Raw genomic sequence first — 22,249 nt, forward strand, 5'->3', positions numbered from 1 at the left:
AGGAACGCTGACTTTATCTGCTCTTCAACAAATGAAATATTTAAAATCCAATATGGATAGATTTATAGATACAGTTAATAAGTATTGCATTTATTTTTCCGAAAATTTAAAATCCAATATGGATAGATTTATAGATGTAAGTGTGTGTCAATTTTCCTGTTCTGCCTTTATTTAAAATCCAATATGGATAGATTTATAGGAACGCTGACTTTATCTGCTCTTCAACAAATGAAATATTTAAAATCCAATATGGATAGATTTATAGAATTCAATAATTTTCAATGTTTTTTCATTTTTCAAATTTAAAATCCAATATGGATAGATTTATAGTCAAAGGGGTGGTGAATTTAGTGAACAAAAAGCAAATTTAAAATCCAATATGGATAGATTTATAGTGTCTGTTCCTATATAATCATCAGTAACACCGATTGACATTTAAAATCCAATATGGATAGATTTATAGTTTTTGAACAGATTAATATACCTCTTATAAGGTGCAATTTAAAATCCAATATGGATAGATTTATAGCCGTGGGATAAAAGGATAAGTAATCATCGGCATTTTTCTGTGCTGTTTTGTCGATATACCAAATATTTATCAAATACTACTGTCATTTCAATATATCAAAAGCAACTATACCGATGATTACTTGATTTTTAGGTTCTGTCAACCTGCCGGGGGTTTTGTGCTATGTCAGGTCGACAATAAAAGCGTTACAAAAAATTTGATGTTTTATCATCCGTTTTTCCAAGAAAATCTTTATTCATCCACCGTTCTTCACGGGTATGAAACATTATTACCGAATCCTTGTCTTTTCTGATATAAACATCAAGTTCTTTTTGCAAAGCAAGTGAGTTTGCTTTACTTAAGTTTCCTTCAAAAACAGAGTTTTGAATATGTACAAGATATTTTTTGCAAATCTTAAATACCTTTGGAAGTATTTTTCTGCCTTTTTCATCACATATTATATCATATACAAGAATTACATACAATATTTACCACCACATTTCAAAGCCTTTATATTCTTTTTCTCCTATAATGTGCTTTATCAGTTTATAAAGTTCAAGTCTGATTAAGAATTGATAAGAAACATTTTTATTAAGTTCTTTGTGAAAAATAGTTGTCTTTAATTTTTCGTCAAATTCAGATGTAATTATTCGTGACGCTCTTTCGGTAAGCTGCAAACCGTTAAGTCCTTCTACAAAACTGCTTTCTGTTATTTGTTTTCGATTAAGCAAAGAAAAGATCAGACGATCCGCAATCAGCGGTTTGAAAATTTCCGAAACATCAAGTGCAAGAGAATATCGCCTTGTACCGGGCTGATGAAGATAGCTTATTGTAGGATTAAGTTGGGTTTTATAAATTTCCGCCAGAGTTTTTGTATATACAAGAGAATTGACATATGAAATAAGGCTGTTAATCATATTGTCGGCAGGATGATAAACTCTTTTATCAAATTCAATATTCTGATCAATAATTACATTCCACGCTTTGTAATATTCCTGACGAATATTACCTTCAATTCCCATCAACTCTTCTATGGTTTCTACATCTGCAAGTTTTCTCCTCAAATTTTCTATAGCAGCCATTTGCTCTGACACATTCTTGCCTCTGCCGTTGTAGTATCTTAAGTTTCTGTAAATATTATAAGACGCAGCAACTATAAATTCTCTTGCTATTGATAATCTGTTTGAATAGTCGCCGTAAGCAAGCACTTGCTTAACCAAAAGCTGACCTGCAAGTTTTGTTTCCTTTGGGCAAAAACTTCCTATGTAAAATTGATAGTAATTGAAGAAATGTACAAGTATTCCGTATTTTGAAAATAAGTTCAGCAATTTAGATGTGACCGTTATTTCATTCATAATATAAATTTCTTTAATATTTTCTATCGGAAGATCTTTTACATTTCCGTCGATTGCAGTAAATCTTAATGTGTTGTCTTTTTGAGTTAAATTGCCTGACGAATATATGTAATAACTTTCCTGCATTTTATCACCTCAAATACAGCACAAATCATAGTAAGCACATGATTTGCAAATTCTTTTACTTTTAAATTTTGGCGGCAAAGCAGCCGATATAATTTTTACTATATCAGCTGCCGCACTTTCAAGCTCTCTTTCATCTTCTTCGCTAAGTTCAACATTAAGACTTTGCTTTAGCAAAGGATAATCAATTCTGCCTTTTATTCCCTCTACCCCACGCTTTTTCAGATAATAAAGATAGTATTTAAGTTGAGCAATACCCGCTTCCTCTATCTTTCTGCTTTTCTTTACCTCATGTAAAAGTTTATGCTCGGTAATAAAATCAATATTGATTGTGTTGTCGATCATAATATGTTTTTTCTTTTGCTTATAAGTGGTTTCATCTATAAGTTTTCCGATTTTGACATTTTCGTTTTCACTTTCCATTGCCAAACCGTTTGAAAAATACCACAGCTTTCTTTTACAAACATAGTAATAATAAATATGCATACCCGAAATATTATTTTCGTCCATAATCATACCTCATATAAAATTATCAGGTTCTCCGTTATCATCAGATTTATCTTGCTTTTTGGTTTTCTTTTCCTTATCAAATCTGATGCCGCATTCGGAATCATAACTGCTGTTAATAACAGGTAATTCAGTATATGGCATTTTTAATTTTTTTATTTCGTAATCGTCAATTCTGAATTTAGGTACGGAAACCGTGAAGCCAAGTATTTCTTCGTTTGCCTTAAGTTTATCATCTCTTGAATAAGTATCTGATTTTAAAACTTCCAAAGCTTTTTCTATGGCACTTTCATTTTGATTATAAACATCAATCGGCACAGCGTCACTTCTGTCAATACTTCTTATTCCATCTTTTTTAAGAGAGAGATAATCGACATATTCTTTATAATATTTATAAATTTTACGATATTCTTGATAATATTTTGATTTTTCGATTTTTTCAACCGAAAGGTACTCATCTATAAGTTCTTTTTTAAGAACTTCAGAGATAATTCCGTCAACGCTTAAAATCGCCTGTTTTGACAACGAATGAATAGCATCGTCAACAAAACGATGTGCATTACCTTGAATTTCAGTAAATACAAAACAATTGTAAGATGAAAAGTCTTTATTACCCTTTCTGTTTACTCTGCCAAAGCGTTGGAACAGGGAAAATAAATCTGATAACTCGGTAATAAGAATATCAAAATCAATGTCAAGACTTGCTTCGACTACGGATGTTGAAATCCATATTTCAGGTATATTCATACTTTCGTTAGTTTTTTCAGAGGCTGCTAAAATCGCATTTTCTTTAGTTTTTCTGTCATTTTTTGTAAAATTGGAATGAAACAGATTTACCCTTGCGTTAATATCCGAATTTTTTATTTCGGTGTACCTCTTATTTGCAATATCAATTGAATTGCAAACGACAAGATATTTTTTTACTTTATCGCATATTGTATCATCAAATATTTTTATAATATCGTCAGACTGCAAGTTTTTTTCATATACTTTTACATTATGCCTTAGCTTACCTTTATCAGAAAAATCGGATGTTTTTACATCTGTTCCGAGTATTTTTTCAATCTCGTTTCTTACAAACGGAGGCAAAGTTGCGGTAATTACAGCCACTTTACCACCCAAAGTATGAATCATCTCAATTGCATAAATAATTGCAGCCAAAACATCAGGTGAATACATCTGTATCTCATCAATAATAAACTTTGAATATGACGCTACCGCAAGTTTGTATTCATAACCTGCATATTTCAATGCAAAGTCAAATATCTGATCAGGCGTACAAATTGTAATCGGAAGTGCAAGCTGTTTACTGCATTGTGCATACGCAAAATCATAATTTTTTCCGCTAATTATTGAATCTTCCAAATAATAGGATTTCATATCGGAGTGAACAAGTGCCACTCTTTCCTTGTAATCTTCTTGAGAATTATCTCCGCAAAGCTTTTTAATTCTTTCGTACATCGCATTGATAGCTGTTTTTAACGGCAAAACGAAAAAACATTTATTGTCCCCGCACCAAAGCAATCCCGCCTCGGTTTTGCCCATACCTGTAGGTGCTGTTACAATTAAATTGCTGTCGGTATTTTTAATGCAAAATTCTTGCAATTCATTGTAATGTATATTTCGGGTATTTTTCCAATTGTTTAAAGAATCAGTCAAAAAATCGTTGACCTTTTCGCAGTCAAGACCTGCACTTGCACTGTAATCGCATTTATGTAAAAGACCTTTTAATAAAACAGCGTATTGTTTTTCTTCATCAGAAAGTTCGGTTTCAAATAAAGCTTTGATTTTCTTAATATTTCTCTTCATTTTATTGTAAGAGTTTGTATCAAAGCCGAATTCAGCAAGAAATTTTTCTATAAGCTCACGGTTTTCTTTAAACACTGTAACAGGAGAGTCTTTGTTATAGTGATGATAAAGCACAGCAAAATATACGCTTATAGGTTTTATACATTCTGATTTATCAATAAAAAAAGTCGAAAGTATACTGTGTGGAATTTCTTGTTCAGGTTGAAAATTTCCGCCTTTAGTAATTCTTTTTTGAAATTGAGAATTTGCCTTACCGTTATCATGTTTTAAACACGAAACAAGTAAATCAGAGTATAAATCATCAGATTTTATATAGCCGAGCTTATAGAGCAGTTTTGCCTGCTCTATAAGCTCATTTGAATGTTGTCCGATTGTTTTGTCGGGTTTTGCAAGTTTATCTTCTATATTCATTACAAATACCTCAAGCTAAAAATACTGAATATATACCGTTCTCGGTTTTGTCAAGCATTATGCCTTTACAACCGTTTTCAATATAGTTAAGTTGACAGAAAATAATAGGTACACGATTAAACACTCGTTTTCTCATACCGCCCTTTAACTGCACAATTTTGTAATCCTTTGGCATTAAATATTTTGTACCGCCTGTGTATCCGCCTTCCGTTTTAGAGATTATATCCATATCGTCTTTATTAATTTCGAGATACTCGACAGGCATATAAACATCAAAATCAGCTTCTCCGTAATCGACATCTTCGTCAACATCAAAAAGCTCTGTTTGAGCACACTCAAGCACTTCTACAAAATCCTCTCCTCTGCCGATTGCAGTAAGATTTCCGATATTATCCATAATATCATTCATAGTATTTTCATCTGCAACTATATGAATGATAAGTTCAATATCGCAGAGAAGTTCATAATACTTAGGGCCTTTTGCAAGCGTTCTGAAATGGGAATACGGAATAGTATACTTTACCTTTTCGTACTCATCATACACAGCCTTTATATGCTTAATACGCTTATCAAATTCTTTTACTTCTTCGGCAGAAATATTTTCATCGGCTTTCATTTCTTTGAGCCGAGTTTTCATTTTATTAATGATTTTTTTATGCTTGTCAATTCTGCGTTTTGTACGCTTTAAAAAGCGGTATTCTTCAAGCAATTTTTCATTAATTACATTAATTGTAATGCCTTTTTCAAAGCTGTTTCCTTGAGCCTTTTGTGCAGTAGCCACAACCTGATATGCACTTGAAAGCATATCGGGATTTTTCATTTTTACAAGCAAATTTCTGTCATCATTAAGACTGTTAAGAAAACAATCGTCCTTATACATTTTTGTTTTTAGAGAACCGTACTTTCCCTGTACGCTTACTTGCATAGGATGATAAGATGTATAACCGCAAGCCTTGTGAATTGCTCCGATAACAGTTGAATACGGCGGTAAAGGAAATGTCATACGGTTTTGTACAGTTTCTTCTTTTTTGTAATTTGCACTGTTTTGTTTTATATGAAGTCTAATTGCTTTCATATTAATTCCGCCTTACTCCGAAAAATACTCTTTAACCTGACCTCTGAGATTTTCAAAAAATTCTGTCATACTTACAGGATTAAGTTCTCTTACAATTTCGTCCTCGTTTGAAAGCTCGCCATTACGCATAAGTGCACAACTGTAACCTTGAGCAAGTTTTTCCTTAATCGGCTCTATAATGAGTCTTTTGCCTGAAACAGAAACAGCATTTTCAAAAATATGAGTTTTTCTCGGTGAAAGACCGCCTACCACAAAAATCGGCTCTGCATTATCAAGATTTCCCTTAACGACAAGTGAAAGATTTTCTACTGCGTCAATAAGAGCAATTACTCTTTCACACTTTTCGGCGTTATCTGCCTCTGCACCAAAGTTTTCGTCCTTACCGATTTTTTCGAGGTCAATTGTAAGACTGTAAATTTTAGATGATTTGTCATATTCATACTGATAAGGCATAAGACCGCAATCCTTTGCATTGTTTTGAACATTTAAACCGTGTGCCATAGCATAATTGGTTGCAAGGTAAAGGTTATTGTGAAAACGGGCATCATTAATAAACGGCTCTGTAGCAACAGCGTCTGTAAGATAGAAAGAACTGTTACGGATGTATGTAACATCTTTTGTTGACATATATCCACCCTCAAGTGCACGGCATGTTGCGGCATTTACATCTTCATTAACAAGTTTCTGCATTGCTCCGTCGATTGATGTCTGTAAATCATCATAAAAGCCCGACTGAACACAGATAGCGTTTTTAAGGCTCTCACGACTTCTTGTAGCGTACTCTTTTCCGCCTCTGAATACCTTTTGTACACTTGAAATATTACCGAGGCTTTCGCCGTAGTTGCTTGTCATATTTGCGATTACAGTTAATGTTAATGCTTTATTTTTCATAATAAAATCTCCTTTATATTAGTTATTTTTTGAACTTACTTCAATTAATGCGCTTGCAAAAGCAAATGCAAGATCTTTATTTTCTTCCGCATTTTCAAGAAATGTATAGAAAAATGAAAATTCCATTCCGACATAAGCAGACAAACTAAGTATAATCTCTTTTGCTCTGTCGTAATCATGTGCGCAAAGAGCACTGATTATTTTTTGCTTATATGAATTAATTTTATTACTGCTTTTCATTTCAATTAGTTTTTTGGAAGTTAAAAATCCACAACTTTTTGCTGACTTAATTTCATCCATAATATCATTTCCTTTCCAAGATACATTTATGTCTATTAGCATATCAGTTCTGCTTTTTATATAGCCTTTAACGGCATTATCATCAAAATAAAACTTAAGCATCATTAAAATTACATCGTCAAGCAACACATTGTTAAGACAACGCATATAAACTTCTTTCTCAAGATTAAACCAATAATCATCATTGATTTTTTTGACAAAGTTTAATGATTTCCCCGATAATTCTCTTAACTTTTTTAATCTTTCAAGTCGTACAAAGAATGTTTCGTAATAAGCCTTATCCTGTGATTTTGATATAATTTCAACATCATAGCTTATATAATCCTTTGAATTTTGCAAAACAAGCATTAGTTTGTTTTTGTCGTCTTTATTTTCTGTACTGCTAAGTTGATTTGAAAAAGCATAGTTTGTTTGAGTTAAAGACTTAACAGAAAAATTGTTATTCACAAAATAAGTTTCTCTCATATCAGAATTTGAAAAAGCAAACGGTATAAAATCAAATTCTAAAATATCATTGCTCTCAAAACTTTCCTTTGAAAAACAAAAGCCGAGATTATTTGTTTTTCTGTCTTTGTCAACATTGTAGCCTCTAAGTCTGCAAGTGCTGTTATCTTCGGTAAAAATAAGTCGTTCATTGCAGTAATTCTTATAAAGGTTATTGCCGTTTTTAAAGATATTCTTTATAATTTCCGCCCTGTTTTCTTCAATGGTTGAAATAAAAATATCTTTATTTGTTCCATTAAATTTTATTTTGTCAAATAGCCCTTTAAGAACTGTTTTGCTCTTAACAAGGTCATTTACCAATTTAATTTGTTCTTCACTGAATTCTTGACTTTCGAGAATGTTTAAAATATTTTTGTGAGTCATATATTTTTCAAAATAGTTCTCTGCAAACTCAAGATATTTTTCTTCTGTTATATCTTCGCTTTTGTAAATAACACCGTCAAAGCCGTGGATATAATTATCGGGCTTTTCTTCAACATCACAGAGCACTTTGTAATCAATTCCAAAGTAATCAAAATATTTACATAAACCGACAACGGCTGCTGCAAACCTCCAATCGGTAGGCTGCAGCAAAGTGTCATAATCAAAGTAATCAATCTTTGTTTTCATTAATTCGGTTCACCTCCCTCCGATAAAAGCTCGGCAAAGCCAAATCCTGCGGATTTTCGTGAACCTATACCGCTTTTCAGTAGATAATTAATAACCGATTTATCGGCATTAATACTAAAACTGCCAAAACTGCATTCAATGTAGTTTTTATAGTGATAAACCACTGTTTTTTTTGCGTTTAACGGTTTAATTTCAAAGTTTGAAATTAACTTCTCGTCAAAACCGCTTTCAACAAGCTGCTCTTTAATTACCTGTTTTGCAATCTCCGTAAAATCCGGATTAGCAACCGAAATATACCTATCAGAATTATTCTCGGCTTTATGTAATCTGATACACAAAGGGCTAAGCATTTTTACAACAGCGGATGATGAAGTAACATTTTTTTCCGGCACAAGATTAACACTGACAAGTTTCATTTCGTTGCCGAGTGGAGCGGGAATCGGCTTGTCCTTTTGCTTTATAAAAGCAGACATAAAAATACATCCCGTATTATAGTCAGCCGTTGAAAAAGTAATGCTTAGTTGATTTTTCCCGAGTTGAATTTCCGTTTTAGAAAACTTCGGCATAGGCAGATTCACCGCAAAAGTAAAATTTCTGCGTTCCGGTGTAAAATAATATTTTTCATAATATTTTCCCTCGGCAATATCTGACAGTGACCGTTTAAAAAACGAAAGCATAATTCGTCGATAATCAATCGGCAGCTTATTGTTTTGCAAATAAAATCGCAATAAAATTTTCATATTTACCTCCATTTATTATTTTAATAGTATTAGATTTTGTTATTAGAGTTATGATATTTCACAACTCTAATTACAGTATAGCGTTCACAATTTTGTTTGTCAATACCTAATATATATTTTCTAAGAAAAATTTTTATAAATAAGCTTATAAATACATTTATTTTTATAAATTTAGTACATTTGATATTTACAATTAATTATGATATAATTTAATAAATCTTTCCAAAATGGATTTTAAATAATATTTATTTACACCACCTTTTTAATCTATCCAAATTGGATTTTGTCTTTACCAGCTTAAATGACAAAGTGAAATTAGGGTAAATATACCCTTTTCACAACAAAAAGCCAAATAAGCGGTTTTATGTGGCTTTTAAGAGAATATATACCCTCAAAAAGCCGAAATTTAATATATCTCACTGTCTTTTTTGCATGGCAAAGCAGACAGATTGAAATCTCGTTTTGTCAAAGTGAACGCAACCTGCCTTAGCTTAAAAATATGTTGCGGTCACCATCTGCAATTGTTTAAAGTTACCGTTTCAGCAGTGCCGGTGTTAAGTTCACTTCGTCTGCCGGTACGGTATGTAATCCCATCAGCCCCATCAACCGAAGTATGCTCTTGTCGGTGGTGGCTTCATAAGGGGATTTGTTGCCAAGCGATTCTCGGCGAATACTGTTAATATTGTTGGCAAGAAGGAGCATATCTTCCTGCGTGTATGGATTTAACGTCTTGCCCTTTGGCAGAACGTAACGGATAAATTCGTGGTTCTTCTCAATCTGTGGCTTTTGCCAGGATGCCTGAGGGTCACAGTAAAAGACCTTGGTTCTCTTCTTACCATCCTCGGTAGTTTCTAAATCTCTTGTATGCTTGAACTCGCTGCCGTTATCGGTGAGAATTACAGGAAAGACTTTGCGGAATTCTTCAAGTCCTAAAAGGCCTGTCAGCATATCAAATTGTTCCACTACGGTATCGGCTTTGCCGTCACGCATAAGAAACATCAGCATCATATTGGTGTTACAGAAATGCAGTGTCAAAAGGCGTTTCCCTTGTTCACGACATCCCTTTACTGTATCCATTTGAATTATGGGTGTATCGGGATGTTTTTCCATATATTTCAGGTAATCATCATAGCCTCGGTTTTTGCGGAATTCTTGGTTCAAAAAGCCTTCGGACACTTCTTTTTTCTTCCGTCTTGGCTTGTATGCCACCTTTCGTCTGAGGTCAATGTTTCCTACGCTTAAAACACCTTGGTCGATGTAACGGTAAAGAGTTCTTTGTGAAATACCAAGTTCATCGCCGTGTTCCGACCATATATGTGTCAGTGGTTGCCCTTTCAAAATTAACGGTGAAACCAATTCATCAAGTTTTTCAAGGTCTTCACCACGGGTTTGTATCTTGCTTCTGGAGTTGGAATATCACCGCTTTGCCATTGCATCTGCTTGCTGAGCATTGTAGTAAGCTCTATCTGCTTTGCATTTTCTTCTCCACACACAAACATTGCAAACATACGGCGGTTTGGAAAGTACAACGCAAGGGGTATTGTTGTATCTTGTGCAAAGTTCTCTGCAATCGTATTCACGGCAAGTCACGCACCGCCTTGAGCATCCATCCTTTCCGCATAATTCTTTGGTTTTGCACTCTCCTGCATAGTGACAATCATTTCCAAAGAAATGCTCTCCCGGTGCGATTGTTCTGTTTGCTCGGATTTCCCTTGAAACACATTCCGTAGTTTTTCCTATCTTTTTTGCTATCTTTCCTAAACTTAATTTTTGGTAAATTCCACATTCAATAACTATCCTTTCAGACAATGATAAACGACTCATATTTTCCTGCTTTCCGCAGACAGTAACCGTTTCCATTTTACCATACTCTTTTGTCAAGGTGAACCCGTGGTATTTCTCGTTTTTTCCTCAAAAATCCGAACTTCACTTTGGCAATTTAGGTTTGTCTTTACCATATTATAACATTTTCACTGTACCATAATCCGTACTTTGAATTTGATTTATAAAAAAGATAAAAGATAAAAGGCTCTCGATAAAAAATCGAGGACCTTTGCTTTTTAAAATCATTTTTCGTTATATATGTTGGAGTAATGATTATAAATTATGATTTACCGGAATATTTTGCAAGGCAATTATAAATGTTTGGTCAATCTTTTATAATTATGACGGTAGGGTAAACAAAATTTATCTCCATTTTTAAATATTTAAATCATTCTATGCTTTTTCCATCTGCCTGACAAATACCTTACAAGATATGCTGCAGCACGAGCATACCAATCAACAAACATACCGATCCATACACCTAAAACGTCCATATCAAGAACCATAACAAGTATATAACTGCAAACTATTCTGAATATCCACATTGAAATCACACTTACACCGAGTGAAAAGTTTACATCTGTACACTTGCACAATTTGAGATATATTTCTTTGTACATTCTAACATAATAAATGCATTTATTCAGATGTATTTTTAGTATATTATTACTATTAAAAATTAGCCGCTTATATATAATACTGTTTGAGATATTATATTATAAATTTTTTATAAATGTGGTTTTAAATCAAAGTTAATATTCACTAACTTCAATATTTGGCATTTTCTGCCATTTTTCTGTGTTACCAACATTTTATAATTGATTATCAAAGATATAATAAGTTATCCTTCGGTAAAAATTATAAGTAAGTAATCTGTATAAATGATATTATATATCTTGATGTATGTTAAAATTATAATCATCGTTAAACTTAGAGTTTAAATAAAACAGTTAAAATTTTCTTAAAAATTTTATAATCGGAAATTAACGCTTGACAAATATTATCTGTAATGATATAATACTATTTGTTACAGAGATAAGCGGATGTAGTTTAGTGGTAGAACTTCAGCCTTCCAAGCTGATCGTGTGGGTTCGATTCCCATCATCCGCTCCACAAAAGGTGCTGTAAAGAAACAGCATATTAAAAAGCCGAGATTCACGAAAAAGTGAGTCTCGGTTTTTTTGCTTGCATTGCTGAATATTGTATCCGGGCAATAATTGGTCGTTACCCTTATTTGCATTGGCAGTTATCTTTGTTCCGTCTATGTAGATATGCGACATATCCTGCTTTCCTTAACAGCAAGGTGTTTATTTAGATCAATATGATGAAAAACCTCGTTAAATGTATATACCGGATCAGAAATTTCTATTATTTTTTCAATTTCCGGTGGTAATTTTAATTGATACGGTGTATAATGCACCTTGTTGATATGTTTTTTCATTGATAGTAAATTATATCACAAAAATGACTGCATTCCTACCTTTCGGTCAGAATGCAGTCGTTTTTTATTTGGGCTGTTTTTTTACAGCTCCTTTTCTTAACGGTCGCCTTCAAGTCCCGTTATTAATTTACTTGTAAAACAAAAAAACAGATTAACAAAAAGCTAATCTGTTTTTATGGTGCGAGTGACGGAGTGAAAAAATAAGTACACTTTCTGCCTCGTTTGATACGGCTTGTTAAATTTATAAATATCATCAACGCTCTCCCTAAAAACAGTCCACCGGACTGTTTTCTTAACGGTCGCCTTCAAGTCCCGTTATTAATTTACTTGTAAAATAAAAAAACAGATTAACAAAAAGCTAATCTGTTTTTATGGTGCGAGTGACGGGACTTGAACCCGTACGTCGTGAAACACACGCCCCTCAAACGTGCCTGTCTGCCTATTCCAGCACACTCGCAAATATTGTCTGTCGACAACGATAAATATTATATCACTGCTTACTTACTTTGTCAACAGATTTTTAAAAAAACTTTTAATTTTTAACAATTTTATTTTTTACAAAACACACCTCATATTGACATTAATTTTAGAGTGTGATATTATCAGTTTGAAAATTTTTATAATAAATCAGGAGTAATTATTATGAAAAAAGCAATTTTATTTGATTTAGACGGAACATTGTGGCACACAAGCGATGTAATTCTTCCTATATGGAACGAAGTTCTTAAAAAGCATCCCGAAACTCAAAAGCAAATAACGCTTGAAGAAATGAACAGCTATATGGGCAAAACTATTGAGCAGATTGCAAACATTATGTTGCCGGAGCTTAGTGAAGAAAACGGCGTAAACATTATAAAAGAATGTTGTGCCGTAGAAGTTCCGTATCTTGAAAAGTCAGGCGGTCATTTGTACGATAACCTCGAAGATGTGCTTAGCAAACTTTCCGAAAAATATTTTCTCGGTATAATCAGTAACTGTCAGTGCGGTTATATTGAAGCATTTTTGAAAGCTCACAAACTCGAAAAATATTTTTCTGATTTTGAAATGTCAGGCAGAACCCAACTCACAAAAGGCGAAAATATCAGCCTTGTTATTAGCAGAAATAACATTGATTGTGCTTTCTATGTTGGCGACACTATCGGTGATCAAACAGCGTCAAAAGACGCAAAGGTGCCGTTTGTATTTGCCGAATACGGTTTTGGCAATACAGAAAATCCCGACTACACCATTCACAGTTTTTCCGAACTTTTAGAAATCAGCGATAAAGTATTTGCAGTTTTCGAAAAATAATATTAATTATCTTTTACAGAATTATTTTCTGTATTATCTTTGGTTTCGTTTTCTTTGACTTTGTAATAAATAATTGTCGGCTTGTGGGACTTACCGTTCTTTTTATTATGGTTTATATACACTATTACAAACACTACGGCAACAAGTGCAATTATGATTACAGCGGTTACAATTAATATAAATTCACGCATAAAAACATCCTCACATTTTTATTGATTAATTCAATTATAAATGTGAGGATGTAAATTTTTTAATGAATTATGTAGACGAAAAATTATTTTGTAAGAAAATAATTCATCATAGTAAAGCCTTTTTCAATGTAGTTGCCTGTTTCTCTTGCTTCTTTTTCGCAGAATACTTTTACACCGCTGTCAATCTCATTTTTACTGTCATAAATAAGATACGGAACAGGAGTAGAAGTATGTGTACGGATAGAAAGCGGAGTCGGATGGTCAGGACATACCAAAACAGCAAAATCATCGTAGCCCTTTAAAAATTCAACTACAGGACCGAGAATATGCTCGTCTATCATTTCAATAGCTTTTACCTTATTTTCAATTTCACCACGGTGACCGCACTCGTCAGGAGCTTCAACATGAATATATACGAGGTCTGCGCCCTTTTTAAACTCCTCAATAGCAGCCTTGCATTTACCGTCAAAGTTTGTATCAAGGTAACCTGTAGCGCCGTCAACATCAACACTGTTCATTCCTGCACAGATTGCAATACCTTTTAAGAGGTCAACGGCAGAAATCATACTGCCCTTTATACCGAATTTTTCACTGAAATTATCAAGTAAAGGCTTAGTACCCTCGCCCCAAAGCCAAATTGAGTTTGCAGGGCGCTTGCCTCTTGCTATTCTCGCCTGATTTACAGGGTGATCCTTTAAAAGGTCATAGCTCTTCTTCATAAGGTCATAAAGCTCGTCAACAGCCTCACCCTTTGGAATGTAATCTGTAATTACCTTGCCTGTAATATCGTGCGGAGGTGTAAGCACACCGGGATGCGGATTACCGTTGCTCCAAACAAGGCAATGACGATAAGATACGCCCGGATAGAAACGGAATACATCATTTCCGAGTTTTTCCTGAATATACTCAATAAGAATCTTAGCTTCTTCCGAAGAAATATCATCGGCGCAATAATCAAGAATTGTTTTATTTTCGTAATCTTCATCATCTGAAAGAGTAACAAGATTACATCTTAAAGTTACATCTGTATCCTTTAAATCAATACCGATGCTTGCAGCCTCAAGCGGAGAACGACCGCTGTAATATACGGCAGGTTCATAACCGAGTACCGATAGGTTTGCTACATCGCTGCCGGGTTTTAAACCCTCTGCTACCGTCTTAACAATACCGACCTCAGCCTTTGTGGCAAGGCTGTTCATACAAGGCTTGTTTGCCTTTTCCATCGGTGTAGAATTTCCAAGTGCCTCGTTTGGCTCATCGGCCATACCGTCACAAAGCATTACCAAATATTTCACTTTTATCTACCTCTTTAATGATTATTTTTGCAATGTGCCAAGACTTGCACATTTGAGATATGCGTTAATAAATCCGTCAATGTCACCGTCCATAACAGCCTGAATATTACCGGTTTCGTATGAAGTGCGGTGATCCTTAACCATTGTGTATGGCATAAACACATAGCTGCGGATCTGACTGCCCCATGTGATTTCTTTTTGAACACCTTTAATGTCTTCAATTTTATCAAGGTGTTCTCTCTCTTTAATTTCCATAAGTTTTGAAATAAGCATTTTCATAGCCACATCACGGTTTTGATACTGGCTTCTCTCAACCTGACTTGCTACAACAATACCTGTCGGAATATGAGTAAGACGAACGGCAGATGAAGTCTTGTTGACTTTCTGTCCGCCTGCGCCGCTCGCACGGTAAACATCCATTTTGATGTCTTCGGGAGCAATATTTACTTCAATGTTATCGTCCATTTCAGGCATAACCTCAAGAGAGGCAAAACTTGTGTGTCTTCTGCCCTGTGAATCAAAAGGAGATACTCTTACAAGGCGATGAACGCCTGCCTCGCTCTTTAAGTAACCGTAAGCGTTTTCACCCTCAACAAGAAGAACGGCACTTTTAAGACCCGCCTCGTCACCGTCAAGGTAGTCAACTTCTTTTACTTTAAATCCGTGAGCATCTGCCCAACGGTTGTACATTCTGTAAAGCATTTCCGCCCAGTCCTGAGCCTCTGTACCACCCGAACCTGCGTGGAAAGTAAGAATTGCATTGTTCTTATCATATTCGCCTGTAAGAAGAGTTTGAAGTCTTTGCTTTTCAAGACTTTCTTTAACTCCCTCTGCCTCGCTTTCAGCCTCTTCAAGAAGCGAAAGATCCTCTTCCTCATTTGCAAGTTCAATCAAAGCACAGGTATCTTCATACTTAGCCACCAAAGCCTCGTAAGCCTCAACCTTACCTTTTAGTGTGCCTGTACGCTGTAAAACTTTTTGAGATTTTTCTACATCGTCCCAAAACCCCGGTTCGGTAGCTTTAAGCTCAAGCTGCTGAATTTCAGAAAGCATACCTTTCATACCAAGAGCGTCTGACAAATCGTCAATTTCAGGTTTAAGTGCCTGAACCTTTAACAATAATTCCTCAAATTGTACCATAAAATATACCATTCCTGTCTTAATTTGATATATAGCTCTAAAAATCAGATTACTATTTTACATACAATTTTATTATAGCAAATTAGCCGATAAATGTAAACTGTTTTTTATAATAAGGAATTTGCGTAAATAATTTATTCCCGCTTTCCCGCCGTATATTCTCCCGTATTAACATCAGCGTCTTTAAAATGTGCTATATAATTTTAAGGAATAAAACCTGCCGATAATTTATAATAAGAAAAACATTCGGTTTTGCCAAGATGTTTTTCCATTATTTCATTCATTACCGACTGCTGCGGCATTTCACATTTTTCTTCAAAAAGCAAATGCACAAAAAACATCATACCGGGTTGCGGCGCTTTTTCATTGAGATTTTATTGAAAAATCTTTTCTTCATTATCCGGCATTATATTTTTCCTATCTTGTAATTATGTAATTATGTAATTATGTTTTATCTGTAATTTTTCCGTCCTGCGATACAACAAGTTTGCCGTTTTTGATTGCGTTATCGACAGCAAAACCGACCGTTGTATCAATGAGCGTGCCTGTTCTTGTAAAACCGAACTTTTTGGCACTTTCTTTAATAAGGTCAGATTTTTGCATACCGCCTTGTTCGCTCAAAACTTGAATGGCTGCATTTAATATTTCTTTTGAGGAAATATCGTCAATATTGCGCCTATTCTCGTTTTGCTCCGATACACGATAAACATTGTATTCATCAGGTTTTTGTTCGGGTTGCCATACGAATATCACCCCGTTGTCAGAGGTTTCGGAGTGCATTATTCTGCCGAGAATACCGTCAAGTATTGCCTCTGCCCTGTTACCCGATCGAGAAATGCCGTAAGCCGAAAGCACACTTTTGTACAATGCTTTTTTACTTATTGGTGCTTGAACAGAGATAATTTTAAACATCAGCTTTTGAATTTCGACCCCTGCCGCTGCTGTATAAAAACTTTCAGAACTTCCGAGAATTTGAGAATCGACTGTTTCGTACTTTCGCTGTCTTGTCTGTTCAATCTGTGTTGATGTATCAATTTTTTCAAATTCTAAATTTTGAGTTTTGCTTTGCTCTGAAATTTTTTGCTTGGTATTTTTGCCCGAAATCGCATTTTCAATTTCTGATTTAATCTTTTCAATTACACGAGCCGAATCATCGAGCCAATCAAGAGTCCATACACGCATAATTTTCCAGCCAAGACCTGCAAGCACATCGGGCTGTAATACAAATCTATCTTTAGATGTTGCGGAATTTTTGCAGTTTTCACCGTCGGCAAGAATACCGAGCAGATAACTGTCGGGATTTTCAGGGTCAACGATACCAATATCAATCTTGTATTCCGAACAACCGATATTGCAGTTCACCTTATAGCCGAATTTTTCTATCTCTTTGGCAATTTCTTCAATAACTCTATTATCGTTATGAACAGAAACTTTGCCGTCGGGTATAACAATATTTCGGTTCTGTCCCGCAAATTTCAAAAAGCCTTTAAGCCCTTCAACACCGAGTGCTCTTGTGCGTGACAAATCAATCTGCTCGGGAGTAAGAGTGGAATACACAATCATTTCCTGTCTTGCTCTTGAAATTGCAACATTAAGTCTGCGCCAGCCGCCGTCACGGTTAAGCGGGCCAAAGTTCATAGAAACTTTGCCGTCCTTATCGGGACCGTAGCCGACTGAAAACAGAATTACATCTCGCTCATCGCCCTGTACATTCTCAAGATTTTTAACAAATACGGGTTCTGCGGATTCGCTGTCGTATTTTTCAAGTTCGGGTTTTTTAGAAAATTCATCGGCAAGCATATCTTCAATTAAATTCTGTTGAATAATATTAAAAGTTACAACGCCGATACTCTTTGTACGCAGTTGTTCATCGGATAATCTGCGGATAATTTCATTTACCACAGCCTCTGCCTCGGCTTTATTCTGCTTTGTACCGCCCTTATCGTAGTAGCCGTCAATGTGTACAAGCTTAACTGCCGACACTCTGTCGTTCGGCGACGGGAATGTATAAAGTTTATTATCGTAATACTTCATATTGCTGTATGCGATAAGACTTTCGTGGCGAGAACGGTAGTGCCATTTTAAGTACATCTGCGGCATTGAAATTGAAAGGCAGTCATCAAGCAAACTTTCGAGATCTTCGTTTTCTATGTTTTCTTCATCAATTCTGTTTGATTTAAAGAAACTTGTCGGCGGCAACTGATTAGGGTCACCGACTACCACAACATTTTCACCTCTTGCAATCGTGCCGACAGCTTCGCTTGTCGGAAGCTGTGATGCTTCATCAAACACCACAAGGTCAAATTTAGGGAATGACGGGTCAATGTATTGCGCAACAGAAATCGGGCTCATAAGCATACACGGGCAAAGTCTGCGTAATAATGCAGGGATTTCGTTAAACAACTTTCTTATCGACATCATTCTGCCGTTGCTTTTTATCGCTCTTTTAAGAATACCGAGTTCGGAAGACGACGCACCCGCCGAACCCGAAACAGGCACTTGAGATGAAAGTTTAGCCACAAGTTCCTGAATAGTAAGTTTTGAATATTCATCAATTAATGCGTGGTATTCTTTTATAGTTTGCTCAAAGCTGTTGCTTCTGAATGTGCTCAAGCTCTCGTCAACAGAAATATATTTGAGTGCAAGCGCATAATACACATTGCATCTGAAAGCGTCAACTGCATTTTCCTTATTAACAATACCGCTTTCAACCGCATTACAAATACACTCAAGCTGTTCATTTGCAAGCTGTTCACGCTTAGCGTTATATTCCGTAACCGCATACAATTTGTCAATATTCTTACTTATATTATTAAGAGTATTTTCGGTGCGGTCAAGCCAATTGTTGCTCTGCTCATTATCAATATTAACTTTGAAAATGTCGGAAAATTCATTCCATTTTAATATATAATTTTCTGCACAATTAACATCGTTTCCAAGCTGTGCAAGATTAATATTCTTAAAAGCATTCAATATTGTTCTGATTTCATTATAGTTATACACACTTATCGCATTGTAGACGAAATCGGTTTTATCAATTGCCTGTTTAAAATCAGAACCTAATTCATTAAGTATATACCTAAGCTCATTACCGCAAGTCATATTATCATTGTGCAATTTATTAAAATTAATAAGTTGCTGATACCAATTGATAATATTTTCTTTGGTAACGGCATTTGGCATAACACAAAATGTTGCAACTTCTTTCAAAAGTTTTTTCTGTTTTGAATGTCTGCTAAGTATCCAACTTGATTGAGCGACATTCCATTCATTAAGAGCCTGAATACAGTTATATTCATAAATACCGCTTGTAAACACTTTTTCAATCTCTTGTTTTTCTCTGTTTTCGTTACAAATGCTTTCATAATAATTATTCAGCTTTTGACTTACCGCATTGTAATTATTTTCAAGAATAAGGCTTGGAGAAAAAGCCGAAGGAATAAGCAACGCTCTGCAAAGATTTAAAATGTTTTTGATTGATTTTTCACTTAATTCGGCATTGATATTAAATGTACCGAAAATTCTTTCAACGCTCGATTTTGCATTATTATATAGATTAAGCAAATTTACACAATCCGAATACAGCTTTTCTCTTAACGGTATAGAATATTCTGTAAGAGAAATATTTTTAAGCGGGTTATTAACTATATCACCTACACCGTCAACAGAATTTTTATAACTTAAAATTAAGGATGAAAGCTGTTCTATTCTGTCATCATTAACAGTGTTAATAACTTCTTGCGGAATTGTTATTTTATTCTTAAATTCGGCACAGGTTTCATATTGTTCTATAGCGTCATACACGGAAATTCCGCTCTCGTGCTTTTTATGAAGTCCGTCAATTACAGAATTCATACTCACACGCATAGCTTTCAGCCTGTCTGCTGTTGCTTTGTATTTTTCGGGATGCTTTATTCTGCCGACTTCAAGTGATTTTTCGAGTTGAGAAAGCACACTGCTTTTGCTCGCCTTATTTGAGTGAAGTTCAAGGCAGAACGGAGCAAGACCGATATTTTCAAGTCTGTGTTGAACCACATTAAGAGCCGCCATTTTTTCTGCGACAAAAAGAACAGATTTACCGTGATAAAGCGCATTTGCGATTAAATTTGTAATTGTCTGCGACTTACCTGTTCCGGGAGGTCCGTGAAGTACAAAACTTTTTCCCTTTGCCGCCTCTGCAATGGCAAGCATCTGTGAAGAATCTGCGCTCAACGGTATTGCAAGGTCATCGGGTGCGATGCGTTCATCAAGTTCAGACACCGTCAGCGGATTTTCTTCCTGCTCAACAGTAATTTTCTTATCAATAAGACCTGCAACAACCTTATTTTGCATTAATTCGTCGGCACGGTTTCTAAGGTCACTCCACATTACAAACTGACCGAACGAAAACTGTCCCAAGCAAGCCGTATCCACAACATTCCAACGCTTTTTGTCAAGAATACAATTACGAACCGTATTGAAAACAAGCGGAATGTCCGTACCGTGCTCGTCCTCGGGCAGTGGGTCAAGGCTCGGTATTTTCAGTTCGAAAATCTGCCTTAAATACTCAATTAATGTAACATTAATCTGGGTTTCCTCTTGTCTGCTTCTCAGTAAATAGCCTTTATTATGCGAACTTTTTACAAGCTCAACAGGAATCATAATAAGCGGTGCATAGCGTGGCTTTTCCGAAATATCGCTTTCGTACCACTTTAAAAATCCAAGTGCTAAGAAAAGTGTGTTTGAACCGTTTTCCTCTATGCTCGACTTTGTTGTTCTGTAAATATTTTTCAGAGTTTTTTCAAGTTCTTCGTCGTGCATAACCGCACAAAGTCTTTTGCTTTTAAACTCTTCGCTTGCAATATTTGTTGCAAGGTCATTTTCGTTTTCTATCTCATAAAGCCTTGCATCTCTAAGTGACGCAATCCATTCGCTCGGCAATTCCCGTATTGAAAAAGATACTCCGTCTGCAAGACTGTCCTCAAGAGCGGCAAGATCATGAGTTAAAATCGGCAAAGCGTTTTTGGTAATTCTGAAATTTAAAAGTGAGTTTCTCAAACTGAAATCGAGCAGCTTTCTCTCCCATATCTGTATTCTTGAAAGCGAACTTTCCTCATATCCGATTACACCTGTACCGCTTCTGTTAAGTTTCTTAGGTGCAGCTGCCTGATAATCAGAAACCGAATCAACCGTCCCGTCATAACCGCAAATACTGTTGCTATCTATTTTTTGCGGAATCGGTCGCAGTCCTCCCGCTCTTGCTCTTCTAACATCAACAGCACATATAAAATTTTCCGAATCTGACAGATTATTTTTTCCGTGCTTTACCGCTCTGTCAAAATCAATCTTTTCTCCCGCCGTAAAATCCGTACATTCAACAAGCAAAATATCTTCATTTCCGCTTACCGTTCGTTTGTCTATAGCCGAAAAATCATCAATTACACAATCAGCAAAAGTTTCCTCTTCAAGGCGGCAGCCGCAGTATGCGTGACCTTTTTTTATCATTATTAAAGGGAAAAGTCCTGCCGCCTCAAGACAAGACGCATATGTAACCGCAAGGTCAATGCAAGTACCTTGTTTCTGCTCAATTACAGAATAAGGAAGTCGCACACGCTGACCTACTTTTTCAAAACTTGCAGGCGGATTATTATACACAATATTTTTTGACTGTAAAGCGGCATAAACAGCAGCCATTTGCAGTTTTACAACATCTGCATTGCGGCTCTGATAACCTGTTATGCTCGGGTCTTTTCCCCATTTTCTTAAATAATCGGTTGCAATTTTAAGGATGCACGAGACAGCGGGATGATTAGGTGTCACAAAAGCCGCAATCAGTTCAGGCATTATATAGCAGCCGCTCCACTCATCATAGGCAAGCAAATCAATATTGTCACCGGCATTTACAAGTTCTTCTTCGCCGCATAAAAGCTGTACGCTGATCTGTGCAACAATTCTCTCTGTCAGTGAGAACAGAAACTCCGTAGATACTATAATATTAACAGGACTTACCTCAATTTCGGTATGCGGAGGTAAAACCTCAATTCTATGTGTAAACGGCTTTGCAAATTCAGGTTCAAAGGAAATTTTTAACATAATATCTTTAATTTCCTCATCGCTGTTATTTTTTATCGTTACGCTGCGCACAAGCGGAACATAGTTTTGCTGCATTGCAAAATTCATTGCTCCAAAGGTTACCACTTGTACGCTCACTTTATCATTCACAAGTAATCCTCCTTGCTAAAAAAATTTTAACATTT

At 35.4% G+C, this 22,249-nt stretch carries 17 protein-coding genes, 2 tRNA genes and 1 CRISPR repeat array (1 of these 20 only partly in view); of the genes, 2 read left to right on the forward strand and 17 right to left on the reverse strand.

The annotated features are described in order from the left end of the window. Positions 1–529: a CRISPR direct-repeat array (repeat unit 30 nt; unit sequence ATTTAAAATCCAATATGGATAGATTTATAG); it begins 11,106 nt to the left of the window's first position. A 185-nt stretch (positions 530–714) separates the two neighbouring features. The 11 genes from cas2 to H8R91_RS03775 all read right to left on the reverse strand — a co-directional run bounded on the left by cas2 (position 715) and on the right by H8R91_RS03775 (position 11,276). After that, positions 715–993, reverse strand: a complete 279-nt coding sequence (cas2, locus tag H8R91_RS03725; protein WP_022234509.1) for a CRISPR-associated endonuclease Cas2 — start codon at positions 991–993, stop codon at positions 715–717. Between the two features lie 3 nt (positions 994–996). Next, positions 997–1,989, reverse strand: coding sequence for a type I-B CRISPR-associated endonuclease Cas1b (gene cas1b / locus H8R91_RS03730; RefSeq protein ID WP_022234508.1), 993 nt, complete (start codon positions 1,987–1,989; stop codon positions 997–999). Positions 1,990–1,998: 9 nt separating this feature from the next. Continuing rightward, the gene (cas4, locus tag H8R91_RS03735) at positions 1,999–2,496 is read right to left on the reverse strand and encodes a CRISPR-associated protein Cas4 (RefSeq protein WP_022234507.1); all 498 of its coding nucleotides are present in this window, start codon (positions 2,494–2,496) and stop codon (positions 1,999–2,001) included. Between the two features lie 9 nt (positions 2,497–2,505). Continuing rightward, positions 2,506–4,713, reverse strand: coding sequence for a CRISPR-associated helicase Cas3' (cas3, locus tag H8R91_RS03740; RefSeq protein WP_186934909.1), 2,208 nt, complete (start codon positions 4,711–4,713; stop codon positions 2,506–2,508). Between the two features lie 10 nt (positions 4,714–4,723). Further along, positions 4,724–5,788, reverse strand: a complete 1,065-nt coding sequence (gene cas5, locus H8R91_RS03745; RefSeq protein ID WP_186934910.1) for a CRISPR-associated protein Cas5 — start codon at positions 5,786–5,788, stop codon at positions 4,724–4,726. A gap of 12 nt (positions 5,789–5,800) precedes the next feature. Beyond that, positions 5,801–6,679 carry a type I-B CRISPR-associated protein Cas7/Cst2/DevR gene (gene cas7i, locus H8R91_RS03750; RefSeq protein ID WP_177377674.1) on the reverse strand — a complete coding sequence of 293 codons (879 nt, stop codon included), beginning with the start codon at positions 6,677–6,679 and terminating at the stop codon, positions 5,801–5,803. Between the two features lie 18 nt (positions 6,680–6,697). Continuing rightward, complete coding sequence (gene cas8a1, locus H8R91_RS03755) at positions 6,698–8,092, reverse strand: type I CRISPR-associated protein Cas8a1/Csx8 (protein WP_186934911.1); 1,395 nt, start codon at positions 8,090–8,092, stop codon at positions 6,698–6,700. Continuing rightward, on the reverse strand, positions 8,092–8,832 hold the full coding sequence (cas6, locus tag H8R91_RS03760) for a CRISPR-associated endoribonuclease Cas6 (RefSeq protein ID WP_186934912.1): 741 nt from the start codon (positions 8,830–8,832) through the stop codon (positions 8,092–8,094). Before cas6 ends, cas8a1 begins: the two co-directional genes overlap by 1 nt. 531 nt (positions 8,833–9,363) lie before the next feature. Beyond that, complete coding sequence (locus H8R91_RS03765) at positions 9,364–10,170, reverse strand: IS30 family transposase (RefSeq protein ID WP_243237680.1); 807 nt, start codon at positions 10,168–10,170, stop codon at positions 9,364–9,366. Between the two features lie 78 nt (positions 10,171–10,248). Then, positions 10,249–10,692 carry a helix-turn-helix domain-containing protein gene (locus tag H8R91_RS12025; RefSeq protein WP_243237682.1) on the reverse strand — a complete coding sequence of 148 codons (444 nt, stop codon included), beginning with the start codon at positions 10,690–10,692 and terminating at the stop codon, positions 10,249–10,251. A gap of 347 nt (positions 10,693–11,039) precedes the next feature. Beyond that, complete coding sequence (locus H8R91_RS03775; RefSeq protein ID WP_186934913.1) at positions 11,040–11,276, reverse strand: hypothetical protein; 237 nt, start codon at positions 11,274–11,276, stop codon at positions 11,040–11,042. Positions 11,277–11,695: 419 nt separating this feature from the next. Here H8R91_RS03775 and H8R91_RS03780 point away from each other — a divergent pair. Then, a tRNA-Gly gene (locus H8R91_RS03780) sits at positions 11,696–11,769 on the forward strand. A 700-nt stretch (positions 11,770–12,469) separates the two neighbouring features. Here H8R91_RS03780 and H8R91_RS03785 read toward each other — a convergent pair. Beyond that, positions 12,470–12,554 (reverse strand) — tRNA-Leu (locus H8R91_RS03785). 185 nt (positions 12,555–12,739) lie between these two features. On the opposite strand from H8R91_RS03785, the gene H8R91_RS03790 reads away from it, so the two are divergent. Beyond that, positions 12,740–13,387: an HAD family hydrolase gene (locus tag H8R91_RS03790; protein WP_186934914.1), complete on the forward strand. Its 648-nt coding sequence runs from the start codon at positions 12,740–12,742 to the stop codon at positions 13,385–13,387. Between the two features lie 2 nt (positions 13,388–13,389). Here the strand turns inward: H8R91_RS03790 and H8R91_RS03795 are convergent, their stop codons facing one another. From H8R91_RS03795 to proA, 5 genes are all read right to left on the reverse strand, one after another. Continuing rightward, on the reverse strand, positions 13,390–13,578 hold the full coding sequence (locus H8R91_RS03795; RefSeq protein ID WP_186934915.1) for a FeoB-associated Cys-rich membrane protein: 189 nt from the start codon (positions 13,576–13,578) through the stop codon (positions 13,390–13,392). A gap of 83 nt (positions 13,579–13,661) precedes the next feature. Next, entirely contained in the window at positions 13,662–14,873 is a 1,212-nt protein-coding gene (locus H8R91_RS03800) for a cofactor-independent phosphoglycerate mutase (protein ID WP_186934916.1), read from the reverse strand. A gap of 21 nt (positions 14,874–14,894) precedes the next feature. Next, on the reverse strand, positions 14,895–16,013 hold the full coding sequence (gene prfB, locus H8R91_RS03805) for a peptide chain release factor 2 (protein ID WP_186934917.1): 1,119 nt from the start codon (positions 16,011–16,013) through the stop codon (positions 14,895–14,897). 203 nt (positions 16,014–16,216) lie between these two features. Then, positions 16,217–16,357: a hypothetical protein gene (locus H8R91_RS03810; protein ID WP_186934918.1), complete on the reverse strand. Its 141-nt coding sequence runs from the start codon at positions 16,355–16,357 to the stop codon at positions 16,217–16,219. 100 nt (positions 16,358–16,457) lie between these two features. After that, the gene (proA, locus tag H8R91_RS03815; protein WP_366477082.1) at positions 16,458–22,214 is read right to left on the reverse strand and encodes an anti-phage protein ProA; all 5,757 of its coding nucleotides are present in this window, start codon (positions 22,212–22,214) and stop codon (positions 16,458–16,460) included. Positions 22,215–22,249 lie beyond the last annotated feature (35 nt).

The sequence above is a fragment of the Ruminococcus intestinalis genome, assembly GCF_014288065.1.
Classification (GTDB): Bacteria; Bacillota; Clostridia; order Oscillospirales; family Acutalibacteraceae; genus Ruminococcoides; species Ruminococcoides intestinale_A.

What these genes read in the sequence shown, in the direction of transcription:
- cas1b (WP_022234508.1), bottom strand. Translation starts at nt 1,989, where the DNA reads ATGCAGGAAAGTTATTACATATATTCGTCAGGCAATTTAACTCAAAAA.
- cas4 (WP_022234507.1), bottom strand. Translation starts at nt 2,496, where the DNA reads ATGGACGAAAATAATATTTCGGGTATGCATATTTATTATTACTATGTT.
- cas3 (WP_186934909.1), bottom strand. Translation starts at nt 4,713, where the DNA reads ATGAATATAGAAGATAAACTTGCAAAACCCGACAAAACAATCGGACAA.
- cas5 (WP_186934910.1), bottom strand. Translation starts at nt 5,788, where the DNA reads ATGAAAGCAATTAGACTTCATATAAAACAAAACAGTGCAAATTACAAA.
- cas7i (WP_177377674.1), bottom strand. Translation starts at nt 6,679, where the DNA reads ATGAAAAATAAAGCATTAACATTAACTGTAATCGCAAATATGACAAGC.
- cas8a1 (WP_186934911.1), bottom strand. Translation starts at nt 8,092, where the DNA reads ATGAAAACAAAGATTGATTACTTTGATTATGACACTTTGCTGCAGCCT.
- cas6 (WP_186934912.1), bottom strand. Translation starts at nt 8,832, where the DNA reads ATGAAAATTTTATTGCGATTTTATTTGCAAAACAATAAGCTGCCGATT.
- H8R91_RS12025 (WP_243237682.1), bottom strand. Translation starts at nt 10,692, where the DNA reads ATGGAAACGGTTACTGTCTGCGGAAAGCAGGAAAATATGAGTCGTTTA.
- H8R91_RS03775 (WP_186934913.1), bottom strand. Translation starts at nt 11,276, where the DNA reads ATGTACAAAGAAATATATCTCAAATTGTGCAAGTGTACAGATGTAAAC.
- H8R91_RS03790 (WP_186934914.1), top strand. Translation starts at nt 12,740, where the DNA reads ATGAAAAAAGCAATTTTATTTGATTTAGACGGAACATTGTGGCACACA.
- H8R91_RS03795 (WP_186934915.1), bottom strand. Translation starts at nt 13,578, where the DNA reads ATGCGTGAATTTATATTAATTGTAACCGCTGTAATCATAATTGCACTT.
- prfB (WP_186934917.1), bottom strand. Translation starts at nt 16,013, where the DNA reads ATGGTACAATTTGAGGAATTATTGTTAAAGGTTCAGGCACTTAAACCT.
- H8R91_RS03810 (WP_186934918.1), bottom strand. Translation starts at nt 16,357, where the DNA reads ATGATGTTTTTTGTGCATTTGCTTTTTGAAGAAAAATGTGAAATGCCG.